17 protein-coding genes are annotated in these 15,127 nt (G+C 70.5%); 5 read left to right on the top strand and 12 right to left on the bottom strand.

The annotated features are described in order from the left end of the window. Positions 1-18: 18 nt before the first annotated feature. Complete coding sequence (locus tag ABFX50_RS16650; protein WP_346147341.1) at positions 19-1,029, bottom strand: S8 family peptidase; 1,011 nt, start codon at positions 1,027-1,029, stop codon at positions 19-21. Between the two features lie 175 nt (positions 1,030-1,204). Between ABFX50_RS16650 and ABFX50_RS16645 the strand changes: the two genes are divergently transcribed. Beyond that, positions 1,205-1,699: a DUF3145 domain-containing protein gene (locus ABFX50_RS16645; RefSeq protein ID WP_183646891.1), complete on the top strand. Its 495-nt coding sequence runs from the start codon at positions 1,205-1,207 to the stop codon at positions 1,697-1,699. 334 nt (positions 1,700-2,033) lie between these two features. Further along, positions 2,034-2,891, top strand: a complete 858-nt coding sequence (locus ABFX50_RS16640) for a WD40 repeat domain-containing protein (RefSeq protein WP_346147338.1) — start codon at positions 2,034-2,036, stop codon at positions 2,889-2,891. A 140-nt stretch (positions 2,892-3,031) separates the two neighbouring features. Here ABFX50_RS16640 and ABFX50_RS16635 read toward each other — a convergent pair whose 3' ends face one another. The 7 genes from ABFX50_RS16635 to ABFX50_RS16605 all read right to left on the bottom strand — a co-directional run bounded on the left by ABFX50_RS16635 (position 3,032) and on the right by ABFX50_RS16605 (position 9,902). Continuing rightward, a complete protein-coding gene (locus tag ABFX50_RS16635; protein ID WP_346147336.1) occupies positions 3,032-4,456 on the bottom strand; it encodes a carboxyl transferase domain-containing protein in 1,425 nt (474 codons plus the stop codon). An 11-nt stretch (positions 4,457-4,467) separates the two neighbouring features. After that, a complete protein-coding gene (gene fabF, locus ABFX50_RS16630) occupies positions 4,468-5,700 on the bottom strand; it encodes a beta-ketoacyl-ACP synthase II (protein WP_346147334.1) in 1,233 nt (410 codons plus the stop codon). A 33-nt stretch (positions 5,701-5,733) separates the two neighbouring features. Next, on the bottom strand, positions 5,734-5,973 hold the full coding sequence (locus ABFX50_RS16625; RefSeq protein ID WP_183646883.1) for an acyl carrier protein: 240 nt from the start codon (positions 5,971-5,973) through the stop codon (positions 5,734-5,736). A 55-nt stretch (positions 5,974-6,028) separates the two neighbouring features. Beyond that, positions 6,029-6,985, bottom strand: coding sequence for a beta-ketoacyl-ACP synthase III (locus tag ABFX50_RS16620; protein WP_346147331.1), 957 nt, complete (start codon positions 6,983-6,985; stop codon positions 6,029-6,031). Then, on the bottom strand, positions 6,982-7,878 hold the full coding sequence (locus tag ABFX50_RS16615) for an ACP S-malonyltransferase (protein ID WP_346147329.1): 897 nt from the start codon (positions 7,876-7,878) through the stop codon (positions 6,982-6,984). The genes ABFX50_RS16620 and ABFX50_RS16615 overlap by 4 nt, the downstream gene beginning before the upstream one ends. Positions 7,879-7,981: 103 nt before the next feature. Continuing rightward, the gene (locus ABFX50_RS16610; protein WP_183660067.1) at positions 7,982-9,106 is read right to left on the bottom strand and encodes a PucR family transcriptional regulator; all 1,125 of its coding nucleotides are present in this window, start codon (positions 9,104-9,106) and stop codon (positions 7,982-7,984) included. Between the two features lie 61 nt (positions 9,107-9,167). After that, positions 9,168-9,902: a response regulator transcription factor gene (locus ABFX50_RS16605; protein ID WP_346147327.1), complete on the bottom strand. Its 735-nt coding sequence runs from the start codon at positions 9,900-9,902 to the stop codon at positions 9,168-9,170. Between the two features lie 69 nt (positions 9,903-9,971). Here ABFX50_RS16605 and ABFX50_RS16600 point away from each other — a divergent pair, with 69 nt between their 5' ends. Then, positions 9,972-10,187, top strand: a complete 216-nt coding sequence (locus tag ABFX50_RS16600) for a hypothetical protein (RefSeq protein WP_346147325.1) — start codon at positions 9,972-9,974, stop codon at positions 10,185-10,187. Here ABFX50_RS16600 and ABFX50_RS16595 read toward each other — a convergent pair. The 4 genes from ABFX50_RS16595 to ABFX50_RS16580 are packed head-to-tail and all read right to left on the bottom strand — an operon-like array spanning position 10,184 to position 12,644. Then, positions 10,184-10,618 (bottom strand): DUF350 domain-containing protein, encoded by a 435-nt coding sequence (locus ABFX50_RS16595; protein WP_346147323.1) that lies wholly within the window; start codon positions 10,616-10,618, stop codon positions 10,184-10,186. The genes ABFX50_RS16600 and ABFX50_RS16595 overlap by 4 nt on opposite strands. Before the next feature lie 9 nt (positions 10,619-10,627). Next, positions 10,628-11,782, bottom strand: a complete 1,155-nt coding sequence (locus tag ABFX50_RS16590; RefSeq protein WP_346147321.1) for a glutathionylspermidine synthase family protein — start codon at positions 11,780-11,782, stop codon at positions 10,628-10,630. Continuing rightward, positions 11,782-12,288: a hypothetical protein gene (locus tag ABFX50_RS16585; protein WP_346147319.1), complete on the bottom strand. Its 507-nt coding sequence runs from the start codon at positions 12,286-12,288 to the stop codon at positions 11,782-11,784. The genes ABFX50_RS16590 and ABFX50_RS16585 overlap by 1 nt, the downstream gene beginning before the upstream one ends. Beyond that, positions 12,288-12,644: a hypothetical protein gene (locus ABFX50_RS16580; protein ID WP_346147317.1), complete on the bottom strand. Its 357-nt coding sequence runs from the start codon at positions 12,642-12,644 to the stop codon at positions 12,288-12,290. The genes ABFX50_RS16585 and ABFX50_RS16580 overlap by 1 nt, the downstream gene beginning before the upstream one ends. An 82-nt stretch (positions 12,645-12,726) precedes the next feature. Here ABFX50_RS16580 and ABFX50_RS16575 point away from each other — a divergent pair, with 82 nt between their 5' ends. Together ABFX50_RS16575 and ABFX50_RS16570 are read left to right on the top strand one after the other, a co-directional pair. Then, on the top strand, positions 12,727-13,746 hold the full coding sequence (locus ABFX50_RS16575; RefSeq protein ID WP_346147315.1) for a PHP domain-containing protein: 1,020 nt from the start codon (positions 12,727-12,729) through the stop codon (positions 13,744-13,746). A 131-nt stretch (positions 13,747-13,877) separates the two neighbouring features. Beyond that, complete coding sequence (locus tag ABFX50_RS16570; RefSeq protein ID WP_183646863.1) at positions 13,878-14,603, top strand: helix-turn-helix transcriptional regulator; 726 nt, start codon at positions 13,878-13,880, stop codon at positions 14,601-14,603. Positions 14,604-15,127: the final 524 nt, after the last annotated feature.

Below are 15,127 nucleotides of genomic sequence, written 5' to 3'. Positions count from 1 at the left end.
TATCGCGACCGAGGGCTTTCAGGTTGAGTGAACGACAACTCCCAGACCCGGAATCTGCCGCGAATCAGGCAGATCGGCGACATCGCGCACGGCGGGCGAGGCGGCGAAGGCTCCGGAGACCAGGGCGGCGGCGAAAGAGGTGCCACTCCAGCTGGCGAACCCCTCGAACTCGCCGAACTCCAGGAAGGTGCTGGTGAGCCACTCGCCCCTGGCCCAGGCGTCCACCCATGGCCCATGGGCGGAGAACGGCGCCCTGTGCTCCTGCGCCGCGTCCAGCGCGCCCACCCCGACCACGGAGGGCAGCGCGGCCGGCCAGAACGGACGGTCGGAGGCGGTGTTGCCCGCGCACGCCACCGTCACCGTGCTCTCCAGCGAGCCCACCGCGTCGGCCACCAGCCTGGACGGCTGGTCGTCGAAGGTATGGCAGCCCAGGGAGAGGTTGAGCACCTGAGGCGGGTCGGCGCGCAGCCGGTGCAACGCGCGCAGCAGGCCCGCCTCGTCGCCGACGCCGTCGGCGCCCAGCACCCTGGCGACCTGGAAGGCGGCCGAGGGCGCGCGCCGCTGGATCAGACCCGCGATGAAGGTGCCATGGCCCGCCTGCGCTTCGAGCGCGCCGTCGCCGTCGCCGTCGGGACGGTCGGCCGCCTCGGGCCCCAGCCTGCCGTACCAGTCGCTCTTGGCCCACCACGGGTGCGCCGCGATGCCGGTGTCGACCACCGCCACCCGCACCTGCGGGCCGTCGCGGCCGGAGGGGGCCGCCAGAGGGGCCGCGGGGAACGGTCTGGAGGCCGGGCCGCCGAACCACAGCGGCTGACCCGTCAGCACGTGGTTGGGTCCCGCCCTGTGGCCCTCCTCGCGCAGCCTCATGGCGATCTCGCACGGGTCCACACCGGGCGTGAGCCTGATGCGGAACACCCCGTCGGCCTCGGACACCGCCTGCGTCCATCGCGCCGCCGCCGACAGCGCCCCGCGGTCGGTGAGAAGTTGGCCGGGGCGGATGAGCGCCGCGCCGACAGCTTGGATGTCCATGGACCCGTATCTTTCCTGCCCCGGGCAGACGTCACATGCCCCAGCCGCAACATCTTGGTATAGCCCCCCACTAGCACCGGGCGGCAACCGACGGTAGTCTCTCCCTAGTCACTTGTGATCATCCCAGGACGAGGCCGTTGGGGAAGGCGCACCTCGTACCGAAACGGGAGGTCCGGTGTCTGCTCGTGGCGTGCTGTACGTCCACTCGGCTCAGCCCGCGCTATGCCCTCATATCGAATGGGCAGTCGCGGGTGTCCTTGGCGTGCCCGTAGACCTGACGTGGACACCCCAACCTGCCGCGCCGAACGTGGTGCGCGCGCAGGCCGAGTGGGAAGGACGCCCCGGCATCGCCGCGGCCATCACCTCCTCGCTCATGGGCTGGCAGCGCATCCGATTCGAGATCACCGAGGACGCCTCGCAAGGGGTGGACGGCTCCAGGCACGCCTACACGCCGACGCTCGGCGCCTTCAACGCGGTCATCGGGGCCGCGGGCGACATCATGATCCCCGAGGACCGGCTGAGGGCGGTGATGCTCATGGCCTCGCAGGGGCGGTGCGTGCTGGAGGACGAGCTGGACAAGATGCTCGGCAAGCCCTGGGACGAAGAGCTCGAACCGTTCCGCTACGCCGGCGACGGCGCGCCGGTCCGCTGGCTCCACGCGGCGGTGTGACCGGCCGCGGGTCCCGACCGGCTCGCAGGTGGGCCGAACACCGCCGCGCCGGGCCCGCCGCGAGCCGGCGCGGTGCCGTGCCGGCGTCGAACCGTGCGCGCAGGGGCAACGCGGTCGAAGCCCAAACGGCTGCCCGGCGAATGAAACGTTCGCGGGTGTGGATCTTTGGCTGTACCTTCGCGACATGCTTGCGCGATCGGTGATGTTGAGCAGTGAAGTGCCCTCCTCGTCCCGGATCATGGACTTCACGTTGGTCGGGGCCCCTGCCGGGCCGCTCGTGGTCTGTGCCGACTCCAGGTATGGAGGAGTGTGGACCTGGGATCCCCTGCGGGACGTGTGGCAGGAGCGGCCGCTGACCTTCGCCTGCGCCGGGGACCCGCTGGCCGCCCGGTATCCCGATGCTGAGAACGATGTCGATTCGGTGGCCGCAGTCGTGTCCGGCGGACGGGTGATCCTGGCTGCGGGAGGCGACGAACAGGGCTTCGCCTTCTGGGATCTGGAGAGCGGCGAGCTGATCCGGGGGGCAGGTTTCGACGATCCCTACCTCGCGGCGATCACCGAAGTGCGGGGAGAGGGACCGCCGCTGTTCGTGACCGCCACGCAGTACGCGGACGAGATCCTGGTGTGGAGGCCGTCCGCCGAGGACGTTCTCACCGAACTCTCCAACGACATCGGCCGCATCGCCTGTCTCACGGCCACATATGCCCATGGCCTCTCGCTGGCGGCGGCGGGCGGGATGGACGAAGGGGTGGCGGTGTGGGATCTGACGGCGGGCGGGGAAGTGAGGTCGTTCGACACCGACGAGAAGGGCGTGCCGGCCGTCTCACTGGCACGGCTCGCTGGTGATCCGATCGTGGTGGCGGGGGTCGAGGACGAGATCCATGTGTGGGGCCTGTCCGACGAGCATGGAGACGATCTCATCCGTGACCCGCTCACCGGTCATGAGGATGCCGTCGTCGCCCTGGACACGGCCGTGATCGGCGATCGTGTCCTGGCGGTGAGCGGGGGCGAGGACGCGACGGTGCGTCTCTGGGACCTGTCGACCGGCAGGCAGCTCGGCGATCCGCTGATCGGCCACGACGGAAGCGTCGAGACGGTCCAGACCGCCGTGCTCGACGGGCGTCACGTCGTCCTGAGCGCAGGCCGGGACAGCAAGATCAACATCTGGGATCTCCAAACCTTCGTGCGGTAGACGGCCGGCCGACCTGACCGGCGGACCGTCACCGGGGCCGAGCACGCCCACTGATCGACGCGCGGCCGAGCGCCTCGTCAGCGAGACGGCATGCGCGTGTGCCCCCTCCAGCAGGTGGAGGGGGCACACGCGGTCGGGCACTACAGCGGGATGTTGCCGTGGGCGCCGCGGGCGGGGGTGGCCGTGGCGAGGACCCTGGCGATCGCGCCGCGGGTCTGGGACGGGTCGATGACCTCGTCGATCACGCCCAGCTCCTGCGCCCGCGCCAGTCCGCCGGCGAGCTTCTCGTGCTCCTCGGCCAGGCGGTTCTCCAGCTCCGCGCGCTCCTCCTCGGGGGCGGCCGCCAGCTCGCGGCGCTTGAGGATGCGCACCGCCGCGACCGCGCCCATGACGGCGACCTGGGTCGTCGGCCAGGCGAAGACGCGCGTGGCGCCGAGGGCGCGGGAGTTCATCGCGATGTACGCGCCGCCGTACGCCTTCCTGGTGACCAGCGTGACGCGCGGCACGGAGGCCTCGGCGAAGGCGTGCAGCAGCTTGGCGCCGCGGCGGACCACGCCGTCGTGCTCCTGTCCGACGCCGGGGAGATAACCGGGAACGTCCACGAGGACAACCAACGGCACCCCGAAGGCGTCACACATACGAACGAAGCGGGCGGCTTTCTCGGCGGACGTGGCGTCGAGGCAGCCGCCGAGGCGCATCGGGTTGTTGGCGATGACGCCGACGGTCCTGCCGCCGAGGCGGCCGAGCGTCGTGACGATGTTGGGCGCCCACTTCGGGTGCAGCTCGATGCCGGGCTCGTCGAGCAGGCCGTTGACGAGCGGCTTGACGTCGTAGGCGCGGCGGGCCGACTCGGGCAGGAAGGCCGAGAAATCGACCTCGTCGACCGACGAGCTGCGCACGCGGCCCTGGTGGCCGAGCAGCACGGCCAGCTGGCGCGCCCTGAGCAGCGCGTCGCCCTCGGTCTTGGTGACGATGTGCACCACGCCGCTGCGCTTGCTGTGCGGCTCGGGGCCGCCGAGCGCGGCGCTGGTGACGTCCTCGCCCGTGACGCTGCGCACGACGTCGGGCCCTGTGACGAAAATGCGGCCCTGGTCGGCGAGGATGACGATGTCGGTGAGCGCGGGACCGTAGGCGGCGCCACCGGCGGCGGGGCCGACGACGACCGACAGCTGCGGCACGATGCCCGACGCCTTGGTCATGGCGGAGAAGACCCGCCCGACGGCGTGCAGCGACTCGACGCCTTCGGCGAGTCGCGCACCACCGGAGTGCCAGACACCGATGACCGGCACCCGTTCACGGACGGCCACGTCGTAGGCGTGGACGATGTGCTCGCAGCCCTCGCTGCCCATCGCACCGCCCTGGAAGCGGGCGTCACTGCAGAACGCGACGACGGGAACACCCTCGACGCGGCCCATGGCGGCGAGCACGCCGCTCTTGTCCTGGGGAGTGAGCAACCGCAGCGAGCCCTCGTCGAGCAGCGCGGCCAGGCGGACGATCGGATCGCGGGGATCGACGGGCGACTCGTCGGAGGCGCCGGTCACCACCCCGTTGTCGAGCACGGTCATCTATGGCTCCCTCAGTGCGTGGTGAAGACGACGGTGACGTTGTGGCCGCCGAATCCGAACGAGTTGTTGACCGCGGCGATGTCACCATCGGGGAGCTTGCGGGACCCACCGTGGACCAGGTCGACCTCGATGCCGTCGTCAGGGTTGACCAGGTTGATGGTGGCGGGCACGACGCGGTCCTCGAGAGCCTTGACCGTGAAGACGGACTCGATGCCGCCGGCGCCGCCGAGCAGGTGGCCCGTCATCGACTTGGTCGAGGTGACCAGCGGGTGGGTGCCGATGGCCTTGGCCACGGCCTGCACCTCGATGACGTCGCCCGCCGGCGTGGAGGTGCCGTGCGCGTTGATGTGCTTGACGTCCTGGCCTGTGACACCGGCGTCGGTGAGCGCCTGGGTCATCGCCATGATGATGCCCCGGCCCTCGGGCTCGGGCTGGGTGATGTGGTGGGAGTCGGCGGAGTAGCCGACACCTGCGGCGTAGGCGTAGACCCGCGCGCCACGCGCCTTGGCGTGCTCCTCTGACTCCAGCACCACGATGCCCGCGCCCTCGCCGAGCACGAACCCGTCGCGGTCGCGGTCCCACGGACGGGAGGCGCCCTGCGGGTCGTCGTTGCGGGTCGACATGGCCCGCGCGGCCGCGAAGGCGGCGATGTTGAGCGGGTGGATGGCGGCCTCGGTGCCACCGGCGACGACCACGTCGGCGCGACCCGACCTGATCATCTCCATCGCGTAGCCGATCGCCTCGGCGCCCGAGGCGCAGGCGGAGACGGTCGCGTGGACTCCCGCCTGAGCGCCCAGGTCGAGACCGATCCAGGCGGCGGGGCCGTTGGGCATGAGCATGGGCACGGTGAACGGCGAGAGCCTGTTCCAGCCCTTCTCCTTGAACGTGTCGTAGGCCGACAGCGTCGTGGTGATGCCGCCGATGCCGCTGGAGACGACCACGCCGAGCCGCTCGGGCGCCACCTGCGGAGCGCCGGCGTGCTGCCAGGCCTCCCGCGCGGCGACGAGGGCGAACTGCTCGCTGCGGTCGAGGCGGCGCGCCTCGGGCCGCGGAAGCACCTCGGACGGGTCGACGGCCGCGACCCCCGCGAACTTCACGGGGACGCTGTCGACCCAGTCCTCGGTGATGCTTCGCACACCCGACTGACCGGCGAGGAGCGCCGACCAGGTCGAGGTGACGTCTCCACCGAGGGGCGTCGTCGCGCCGAACCCGGTGACGACGACTCGTGCCCGGTTTGCACTCACGTGGTTACGCTCCTTGCTGATCAGAAGGGACTTTCAGGCCTGGATGAAGTTGAGGACGTCCTTGACCGTCTTCAGGTTCTTGAGCTGGTCGTCGGGAATCTCGACGCCGAACTCGTCCTGCGCGGCCACGGCGATCTCGACCATGGACAGGGAGTCGATGTCGAGGTCGTCCACGAAGCTCTTCTCCGGGGTGACCTCGGACGCCGGGATCCCAGTGATCTCGTTGACGATCTTGCCGAGGCCTTCGAGGATCTCCTGCTCGCTGACTGCCATGTCGGTAGTTCTCCTTTGAGTTTCTTTCTTGGGTTTGTACGGCGAGCCGTACAAGCTATGGGATCTCGACGACCTGGCCGGCGAAGGTGAGACCGGCGCCGAAGCCGAGAAGCAGGGCCAGCTGGCCCGACTGCACCTCGCCGCGCTCGATCATGCGTGAGAGCGCGAGCGGGATGGAGGCCGCCGAGGTGTTGCCCGCCAGCACGATGTCGCGGGCGATGACGGCGTTGTCCGCGCCGAGCTTGCGGGCGATGGCCTCGATGATGCGCAGGTTGGCCTGGTGCGGGACGAACGCGGCCAGGTCGGCCGGGTCAACCCCCGCACGGTCACAGGCCTCCTTGGCCACCGGGTGGAGCGCGGTGGTGGCCCAGCGGAAGACGGTCTGGCCCTCCTGCTGCAGGAAGGAGTCGCGGTCCTTGATGATGATCGCGTCGAACTTGTCGCCCGCGCTGCCCCAGACCACGGGGCCGATGCCGGGGGTCTCGGAGGCCGTGACGACCGCCGCGCCCGCGCCGTCGGCGAAGATCACCGCGGTCGCCCTGTCGGTCCAGTCGATCCACTGCGACAGCTTCTCGGTGCCGACGACGAGCACGTTCTTGGCCGAGCCCGCCCGTACGGCGGCGCTGGCCGTGCCGAGCGCGTAGCAGAAGCCCGCGCACGCGGCGTTGACGTCGAAGGCGCCGGGGGAGTCGATGCCCAGGCGGTGGGCGACCCTCGCCGCGGCGTTGGGGATCTGCGACTCGAGCGTGCAGGAGGCCACGATCACCAGGTCGATGTCGGAGGCGTCGAGGCCGGAGCCCGCCAGGGCCTTGCCGCCCGCGTGGACCGCCATGTCGATCTCGGTCTCGTTGGCGGGGGCGACCCTGCGCTCCTTGATGCCGACCCTCGACTGGATCCACTCGTCGTTGGTCTCGATGGTCTTGGCCAGATCGTCGTTGGTGACGATGTTGGCCGGCTGGTAGTGGCCGAAGGACAGGATCTTCGCTCCTGCCGCGACCTCGGGAATCCTCACTTGATCAGCTCCCTGGCCGCGTCGAGGTCATCGGGGGTCTTCAGTGCCACGCTCTGGACGCCGCGCAGCGCGCGCTTGGCCAGGCCCGTCAGGGTGCCGCCGGGCAGCAGCTCGACCATCCTGGTGACGCCGAGCGCGGCCATGGTCTCCATGCAGGAGTCCCAGCGCACGGGGTTGCTGACCTGGTTGACCAGAAGCTCGACGAACTCGGCGCCACTGCCGACGACCTGCCCGTGAGCGTTGGACAGCAGCCTGGTGTGCGGATCCCCGGGCGTGAGGGCGGCCGCGGCCTGGCGCAGCTGGTCGACAGCGGGCGCCATGTGCACGGTGTGGAAGGCGCCGGCGACCTGCAGCGGGATCAGCCTGGCGCGGGCCGGTGGCTCCTCCTTGAAGGCGGCCAGCTGCTCGAGCGTGCCCGCCGCGACGATCTGACCGGCGCCGTTGATGTTGGCGGGGGTCAGGCCGTGCCGCTCGAGGGCGGCCAGCACGTCGGCCTCGACGCCGCCGAGGACGGCGGTCATGCCGGTCTCGGTGACCGCGGCGGCCTTGGCCATGGCCTGGCCGCGCTCGCGGATCAGGCTGAGCGCCTGCTCGGGGGTCAGCACCCCGGCGAGCGCTGCCGCGGCGAACTCGCCGACACTGTGGCCCGCCAGCAGATCGGGGGTCGCGCCCAGAGCCTCGGCGGCGGCCAGCGAGGCGGCCACGAGCAGCGGCTGGGCGACGGCGGTGTCACGGATCTCGTCGGCGTCGGCGGTGGTGCCGTAGGCGATCAGGTCGAGCCCGACGACCTCCGACCATGCGGAGAGCCTGTCCGCGAGGCCTGGTAGCTCTAGCCATGGGGACAGGAAGCCTGGGGTCTGGGCGCCTTGGCCCGGAGCGACGAGTACGAACACGATTTCCACCATGCCCTGTAGAAGTCCGACACGCGGATAGAGATCCGTACGAACTTTGTCCCAGGGTTTTTGTAGGAACCCTACAGTAGGGGTTTCGGTGGAGTTACGTTAGAGCGCGCCAGGTTACGGCGCTCTCTGTGAGCCTGCCCAATATCAGGCCGACCTGCAAGGTGAAGGCCGATCTGCCCTCCGTCGGCTGGTAACCCGTCAGTTCGGTGATCTTCTTCAGCCGGTACCTGACCGTGTTCGGATGGACGAACAGCAGGCGGGCCGTGGCCTCGAGCGAGGTGCCCTGCTCCAGATAGGTCGCGAGGGTGTCGAGCAGCGGCGTGCCTGCCAGCGGGAGATAGACGTTCTCCACGAGCTGCTGCCTGGCGTCGTCGTCGCCGTCGAGGGCCCGCTCGGCCAGCAGGTCCTCGGCGTGGACCGGCCTCGGCGCGTCGGGCCAGCCCGAGGAGGCCTTCAGCCCGGCGATCGCGGCCCGCGCCGAGCGGGCGGCCGCGTGCAGGTCGGGCACCTCGGGGCCGATGACGATCGGGCCCGCGCCGAAGCGCGGCACCACCTGCCTGGCCGCGTGGTCCACGTTGTCGGCGCCGCCGACGATCACGATGAGCCTGTCGGCCTGGACACCGGCCAGCAGGTCCATGCCGATGCGCCTGCCCTTCTCGCGCAGGCCGTCGATGACCGCTCGGGGGTCCTCGTCGGGGGCGTGCCCCGCGACCACCACGACGGGGGCGGAGGTCCAGCCGAGCGCCGCGGCCCACGAGTGGAGCCCGTCGTCGACCTCGCCGCGCACCAGCGCGTCGACGATCAGGGCCTCCAGCCTGGCGTCCCACGCGCCGCGCGCCTCCGCCTCGCGGGCGTAGACCTGTGCGGCGGCGAAGGCCACGTCGCGGGTGTAGCGGAGCATCGCCTGCTCCAGCTGGTCGCCGCCGCCAGGGGCGGCCAGCTCGTCGGTCATGGTCTCGACGACCTCGACGACGATGCGGACGATGTCGACCGTCTGCTGCAGCGAGATCGAGCGCTTCAGCTCACGCGGCGCCGTGCCGAAGAACTCGATGCTCGGCGTTGGACGGCCCTCGCCCGCGTGGGCGAACCACTCGACGAAGGCGGCGATGCCCGCCTGCGCGACCAGGCCGACCCAGGAGCGGTCCTCGGCCGACAGGGCGCGGAACCACGGCAGCCGATCGTCCATGCGCGCCATGGCCGCGGTGCCCAGGGTGCCCATGTTGCGCTCGAGACGCCGGGTGGTGTCTTCCCGTGTCCGGTCCTCGTGGTCTGTCACGCCTCTAGAGTGCCAGGTCCGACGGAGTGCGCCGCTCCTGCCCGAACCTGACGGCGGCCATCCTGTCGGGTACGGAGAGTTTGCGGTAGACGTTCTCGAGGTGCTTGTCCACGGTGCGCTGGGAGATGCCCAGGCGCCGGGCCATCGCGCGCCTGGACAGGCCGCGGCGCAGCAGGCCGAGCACGTCGCGCTCGCGCGGCGTCAGGTGGGAGGGGACGGCGCGCCTGTGCTGCTCGTCCAGCGCCACGAGCAGGGGGTGCAGCCGCTCGACGAAGGCCCTGTCCTGGGCGGTGAAGCGCTCCCTACCCCTGCTGAGCGCGAAGGAGCGCATGGCGCCCGCGGGCGCGGTGAGCGGGACCGCGAGGTGATGCAGGACGCCTACCGTCTCGTACAGATCGCTGCCCTCCCGTGACGAACGCCACTGGCGCATGCTGACCGTGTCGGTGATCTCCAGCGGGGTGAGGTCGCCCGACAGGACGTAATGGCGGACGAGCGGGTGGCCTCGGGCGTTGCGGGTGGTGGCCTCGGTCATGAGGTCGTCGGTGAACACCGTCTCGGGCCAGCCGTAGCCGATGGTGAGCCCCTTGGCGAAGTCCACCTCGGAGAAGACGCAGATGGGCAGCTCGAGTGAGGTGCGGAGCAGCTCGGCGATCGTGCCGAGGTCGACACCTGCCTCGGCGCTCCTGCACAGCTGTCCTGCCAGGCCGAGCAGCTCGGTGTAGCGGGCGGGAGTGATCAATCCGGGCTCCCCTGCGTACGCGGTTGTGCGTATGGCCCACACCGTAACCTCGCGCCTAGCGTTCGGGGCATGGAAGGCGTGATCTGCCCCAGGTGCGGCGTGCTGCCGCCCTCCCCGTTCCCCTCGGGGGAGCTGTGGGTGCGCAGGAGGGGCGACGAGGTGCGGATTCTGCTCAGAGTGGGGCGGCAGGTCGTCGAACGCACCGCCGTCGGCGCGGTGGACGTCGCGGCGGTGCTCGGAGAGGCGCTGTCGGTGCTTCCTGCGGCGCCGGATGAGGGGCGCTAGATGACCGCGACGGCGGTGATGAGCCCGATGGCCAGGTGGGTGACGGCGAGCAGGCGGGCGCCCGGCTGAAGGTCGCTCTGCTTGACCAGCTCGCGCACCGAGATGCCCGCGACCAGATCGAAGATCAGCATGGCCACCGTCTGTACGGCGATGCCGACCAGCCCGAACACCGCGGTCGCCAGCAGCCCCTCGTGCAGCGCGCCGCCCGAGGACCAGATGGAGGCGGCGACGATCAGGCCGACCGCGGCCAGGCCCGAGCTGGCGAGCAGCGTGGCGTTGGGGTTGCGCTCGTGCTTGATCACGGCGCTGAGCTTGCCTGGAGTGGCCAGGTCGATGGCGTAGAAGCCGATGATCAGCAGGATCATGCCGAGGACGGCGTAGGCGGCGATGGCGAGCGCGCCGGAGAGAAGGTGGTCGACCAGAGGGGACATGGGGTGCCTTTACAGCTCGATGCGATGGGGGACGAACGACGAGGTGTCGTCGGTGATCAATCCTGCCGTCTCGCGGATGCCGAGTCCCGCGGACTCGTCGGCGACCATCCACGCGCCCAGCACGGGCCGCTGCCCCTCGAAGGAGGGCAGCGCCTCGAAGCCCTGGTAGACGAAGCCCTCGGCGCCGTAGGAGCCTTCGGTCCGCGCCTGGTGGTCGGGCGAGACGATCTGCATGGAGGCGCCCTCCCTTCCCAGGAGTGGCTTGACGATGTAGGAGGTCAGCTCGCGGGGGCCGTCGAGATAGGCGGGAAGCAGGTTCGGGTGGCCAGGGTAGAGCTCCCACAGCAGCGCGAGCAGCGCCTTGTTCGACAACAGCGCCTTCCACAGCGGCTCGATCCAGGTGGTGGAGGCGGCATGCCGTACGGCGTGCTCGCCGAACCTGTCGGCCAGCATCCACTCCCACGGGTAGAGCTTGAAGGCGGAGCGGAGCACCCGCCCGCCGGTGTCGACGAAGCGCCTGTTCAGAGGGTCCCAGCCGATGTCCTCCATCGCGATGGCGACGGTCTTCAGCCCGGCCTGGTCGGCCGTCTCCTGCAGGTAGGCGACGGTCATCGCCTCTTCGCCTGTCTCGTCCATGTTCGTCCAGGCGAAGTGGGTCGGCCCCGTGGGCAGGACCAGCTCGCGCCACCTGTCGATGAGGCGCTCGTGGATGGAGTTCCACTGGTCGTCGCCGGGGAAGCGGTCCTGCAGCCAGTACCACTGCACGACGCTCGACTCCAGCAGCGAGGTCGGGGTGTCGGCGTTGTACTCCAGCAGCTTCGGCGGGGAGACGCCGTCGTAGCGCAGGTCGAAGCGGCCGTAGACGTGCGGGTCGCGCCGCTCCCACGAGTGGGTGATCTCCTGCCAGGTCCACTCGGGCAGCGCGAAGTCGGCGAAGCGCCGCTCGGCGATCACGTGCTCGACGACGGCCAGGCACATCCGGTGCAACTCCTCGACCTGCGCTTCGAGGTCGAGGACCTGCTCCATGGTGAAGACGTAGTGGACGGACTCGTCCCAGTAGGGACGGGGCAGGTGCGCGGCCTGCACCGAGCGGTGGAAGGCCAGGCCCTGGCCCTCGATGGTCTTCTCCCAGCCCTCACGGGGAGTGGCGTGCTCGCGTCGCATCAGGATCCCGTCGAAGTGCGGTTGCCGAAGCCGTTGGTGGAGATCTTTCCCGAGCGGGTGAGCTCGTCGCCGCCCCCCGTGACGACGGAGACGTCGCGGGGGCGGGCGGTGGTGCCGCCGGACATCCTGCTGCCGTTCGTCGTCGTGCCTCCGTAGTACCAGAGGTAGGCGCCGTGCTTGCTCACGCCGTCGCAGTTCTCGTCGTCGACGACCTCGTAGGAGTCGTCGTCCTCGCTGTCGCGCTCGACGCACGTGGCGACGACCTCGTCCTCCTCGAAGTCCTCCTCGAAGTCGTCTTCGTCGTCCTCTTCGAGGGTCTCGCCCGCATCGTCGGCAGGCTCCTCCTCGGCGTCGTCGACGGGTTCATCCTCGGCGGAGTCGTCGTAGGGAGCTGCGTACTCGATGGTCGGGGAGGGCTCGGGGGAGGCGCAGCCGGTCAGCACGGCCGAGGACAAGGCCACGAGGGCGCCGAGCGAGACCGAGCGCGAGGAGAGCGCCCGCCGCATCAGCTGCCGCCTCCGCCTCTGCCGCCGAAGCCGCCCTTCTGGATGACGTGCCCGTTCCTGCTGGTGATGCGGGCCTCCGCGGGCCGTACGGTGGTGCCCTGCAGCACCCGCGCGCCGGTCCTGACGCCGCCGTAGTACCAGCCGTAGGCGTGGTGCGAGCCGCGCGCCTCGTCGCAGTAGTCGTCGTCGACCACCTGGTAGGAGCCGTCAGGCAGTCGGGTGTCGAGATCGACGCAGTCCGCGCCGACCTCCTCGTAGTCGTCGTTCTGTGCGGAGCAGTACCCGACCACCAGGACCGACACCACTCCGAGCGCGGTCAGTGTGATCGCCTTGGACGATTTCCGGGTTTCTGCCATGGGGCTCCAGAGCTTATCGATGCTTTATGACTGGAACAACGGGCAGGTGAAGTGCCGGGTTCCCATCGGGTATTCAACCGGCATGGAACCGGTCAAAGCACTGCGTGACATCGCTTTTCTGCTGGAGCGGGCGGGCGAGCCGTCCTACAGGGTGCGCGCCTTCAGGCGCGCCGCCTCCGTGGTCGCCGACCTCCCTCCCGACGAGCTGGTACGGCTGGCCCAGGCCGGCGCGCTCGCCGACCTGCCCGGCATCGGCAAGGTGACCGCGCTGGCGATCACCGAGGCGCTCGACGGCCAGACCCCCACCTACCTGCGCAGACTCCAGGCCACCGAGGGCGCGGACCTCGACTCGGACAGCGCCGCGCTGCGGGCCGCGCTCAAGGGCGACCTGCACAGCCACTCCGACTGGTCGGACGGCGGCTCGCCGATCGAGGAGATGGCCGCCTCGGCCAGGGAGCTCGGTCACGAGTACTGGGCGCTGACCGACCACTCGCCCCGCCTGACCGTCGCCAACGGACTGTCGCCCGCCCGCCTACGAAGGCAGCTCGACAGGGTGGCCGAGCTGAACGAGAAGCTGGCGCCGTTCAGGATCCTCACCGGCATCGAGGTGGACATCAACGTCGACGGCACCCTCGACCAGGACCCCGCGCTGCTCGGACGGCTGGACGTGGTGGTCGCGAGCGTGCACTCCAAGCTGCGGATGAACGCCCACGAGATGACCCGCAGGATGGTCACGGCGATCGCCGACCCGAACGTGGACGTGCTCGGGCACTGCACAGGCCGGATCGTGAAGGGCGGCACCAGGCGCGGAGGGCTGCGGCCCGAGTCGGACTTCGACGCGGAGCTGGTCTTCGAGGCCTGTCGCAGGTTCGGGGTGGCCGTCGAGATCAACTCCAGGCCCGACAGGCTCGATCCGCCCAAGCGGCTGCTTCGGCTGGCCTACGAGATGGGCTGCGTGTTCTCGATCGACTCCGACGCGCACGCGCCGGGCCAGCTCGACTGGCAGCGCTTCGGGTGCGAGCGGGCGGCCCTGTGCGGCGTCGAGGCCGAGCGCGTGGTGAACACCTGGCCCCTGGAGCGACTCCTGGAGTGGACCGCCTGACTCTGTGCTGATCGTGAGCGGACGGCGGTTGCGCGCGGTGTGGTCACGGAGAGTGCCGTTCGGGGAAGAGTCATGTCACCCCGAGGGCGCGACGGGGTGAAATGTCGGTGGCGGCGCGTAGCGTGCCGGTTGTGAACCGTACCGATCGGCTCTACGCGCTTGTCGAGGACCTGCGCGCGATCTCCCCCAGGTGCCGGTCAGCGCGCCAGCTCGCCGAACGCTTCGAGGTGAGCGTGCGCACGATCGAGCGTGACATCGCCGCCCTCCAGGAGTCGGGCGTGCCCATCTACGCCGAGCCGGGCCGCAGCGGTGGTTACGCGGTCGACAAGAACCACTCGCTGCCGCCGCTCAACTTCACCCCCGCCGAGGCCGTCGCCATCGCCATCGCCCTCAGCAGGGCGGGAGACCAGCCGTTCGGCCGCCAGGCGCGCAGCGCGCTGCGCAAGGTCGTCGCCGCGATGCCGGGCTCGGAGGGTGAGCTGGCGCGAGAGCTCGCCAGCCGCGTCCAGCTCGTCGCCCCCGTCGAAACCGGCGAGGAGATCCAGCCGCTCGGCCGCGCGGGCGTCTCCCGCGTCATCGAGGACGCCCTGCTGCGCCGCCGCGTCCTGCGCCTCGACTACGCCGACAGGAAGGGCGCGCTCACCTCCCGCGACGTCGAGCCCGGGGTCTTCCTGGGCGGACGGGGCGGGTTCTGGTACCTGGTGGCCTGGTGCCGCCTTCGCGACGACGTCCGCGTCTTCAGGCTCGACCGCATCGCGAGCGCATCCGTCAGCGACGAGCGCTGTCCCGACCGGCCGCTCGAGGGCTACGTGACGGACGTCCCTGACATGATCGTTCACGGCACTCTGCTCGATTAGTCGTTCGGAAACACCGACATAGGGTTGTCGCCATCACGACTTATCGTTGCCTTGTTCGAGAAACTCGACGGCTGGAGCTCCTGTGGTCAACACCGTGTCGTGGTTCGAGGTCGCCACCGGCGACCCCGAGGGTGCGTGGCGTCCCTCCGGCGACCTGTCCGGCCGGCGCCTCGCCGAGCCGGCCGGCTGACCCGCGTCACCCCTGTCCGCTGAAGGGCGTCGGACCTTTCCCTCCGACGCCTCGTCAGGCGCCTTCCCCGCCGCGGACGTGACGCGTACCGACCGCCCATCCGGGCGGTCACCTCCCTGGGCACGCCGCCAACCGCCGAGCGGCGGCGCGCCCAGGGCATTCCCGCCCGCCTGGCGCCGGCTACCTCAGGGACACTCGGGACCCCACTCGGACGGCTCCCACGCTGGAGACCACGCGTTGGGTCATGGTTCACACCGAGCACACCGTCCGCCACCGCCCAGCTGATCGCGCTCGGCCGTACCACTGTGGTCATTCCCGAGTCAGCCAGCGCCGA

The organism is Nonomuraea recticatena, assembly GCF_039533245.1.
GTDB lineage: Bacteria > Actinomycetota > Actinomycetes > Streptosporangiales > Streptosporangiaceae > Nonomuraea > Nonomuraea roseola.
This window is presented reverse-complemented; position numbering and strand designations above follow the sequence as displayed.

What these genes read in the sequence shown, in the direction of transcription:
- ABFX50_RS16650 (WP_346147341.1), bottom strand. Translation starts at nt 1,029, where the DNA reads ATGGACATCCAAGCTGTCGGCGCGGCGCTCATCCGCCCCGGCCAACTT.
- ABFX50_RS16635 (WP_346147336.1), bottom strand. Translation starts at nt 4,456, where the DNA reads ATGACCGTGCTCGACAACGGGGTGGTGACCGGCGCCTCCGACGAGTCG.
- ABFX50_RS16625 (WP_183646883.1), bottom strand. Translation starts at nt 5,973, where the DNA reads ATGGCAGTCAGCGAGCAGGAGATCCTCGAAGGCCTCGGCAAGATCGTC.
- ABFX50_RS16610 (WP_183660067.1), bottom strand. Translation starts at nt 9,106, where the DNA reads ATGGGCACCCTGGGCACCGCGGCCATGGCGCGCATGGACGATCGGCTG.
- ABFX50_RS16600 (WP_346147325.1), top strand. Translation starts at nt 9,972, where the DNA reads ATGGAAGGCGTGATCTGCCCCAGGTGCGGCGTGCTGCCGCCCTCCCCG.
- ABFX50_RS16595 (WP_346147323.1), bottom strand. Translation starts at nt 10,618, where the DNA reads ATGTCCCCTCTGGTCGACCACCTTCTCTCCGGCGCGCTCGCCATCGCC.
- ABFX50_RS16590 (WP_346147321.1), bottom strand. Translation starts at nt 11,782, where the DNA reads ATGCGACGCGAGCACGCCACTCCCCGTGAGGGCTGGGAGAAGACCATC.
- ABFX50_RS16585 (WP_346147319.1), bottom strand. Translation starts at nt 12,288, where the DNA reads ATGCGGCGGGCGCTCTCCTCGCGCTCGGTCTCGCTCGGCGCCCTCGTG.
- ABFX50_RS16580 (WP_346147317.1), bottom strand. Translation starts at nt 12,644, where the DNA reads ATGGCAGAAACCCGGAAATCGTCCAAGGCGATCACACTGACCGCGCTC.
- ABFX50_RS16575 (WP_346147315.1), top strand. Translation starts at nt 12,727, where the DNA reads ATGGAACCGGTCAAAGCACTGCGTGACATCGCTTTTCTGCTGGAGCGG.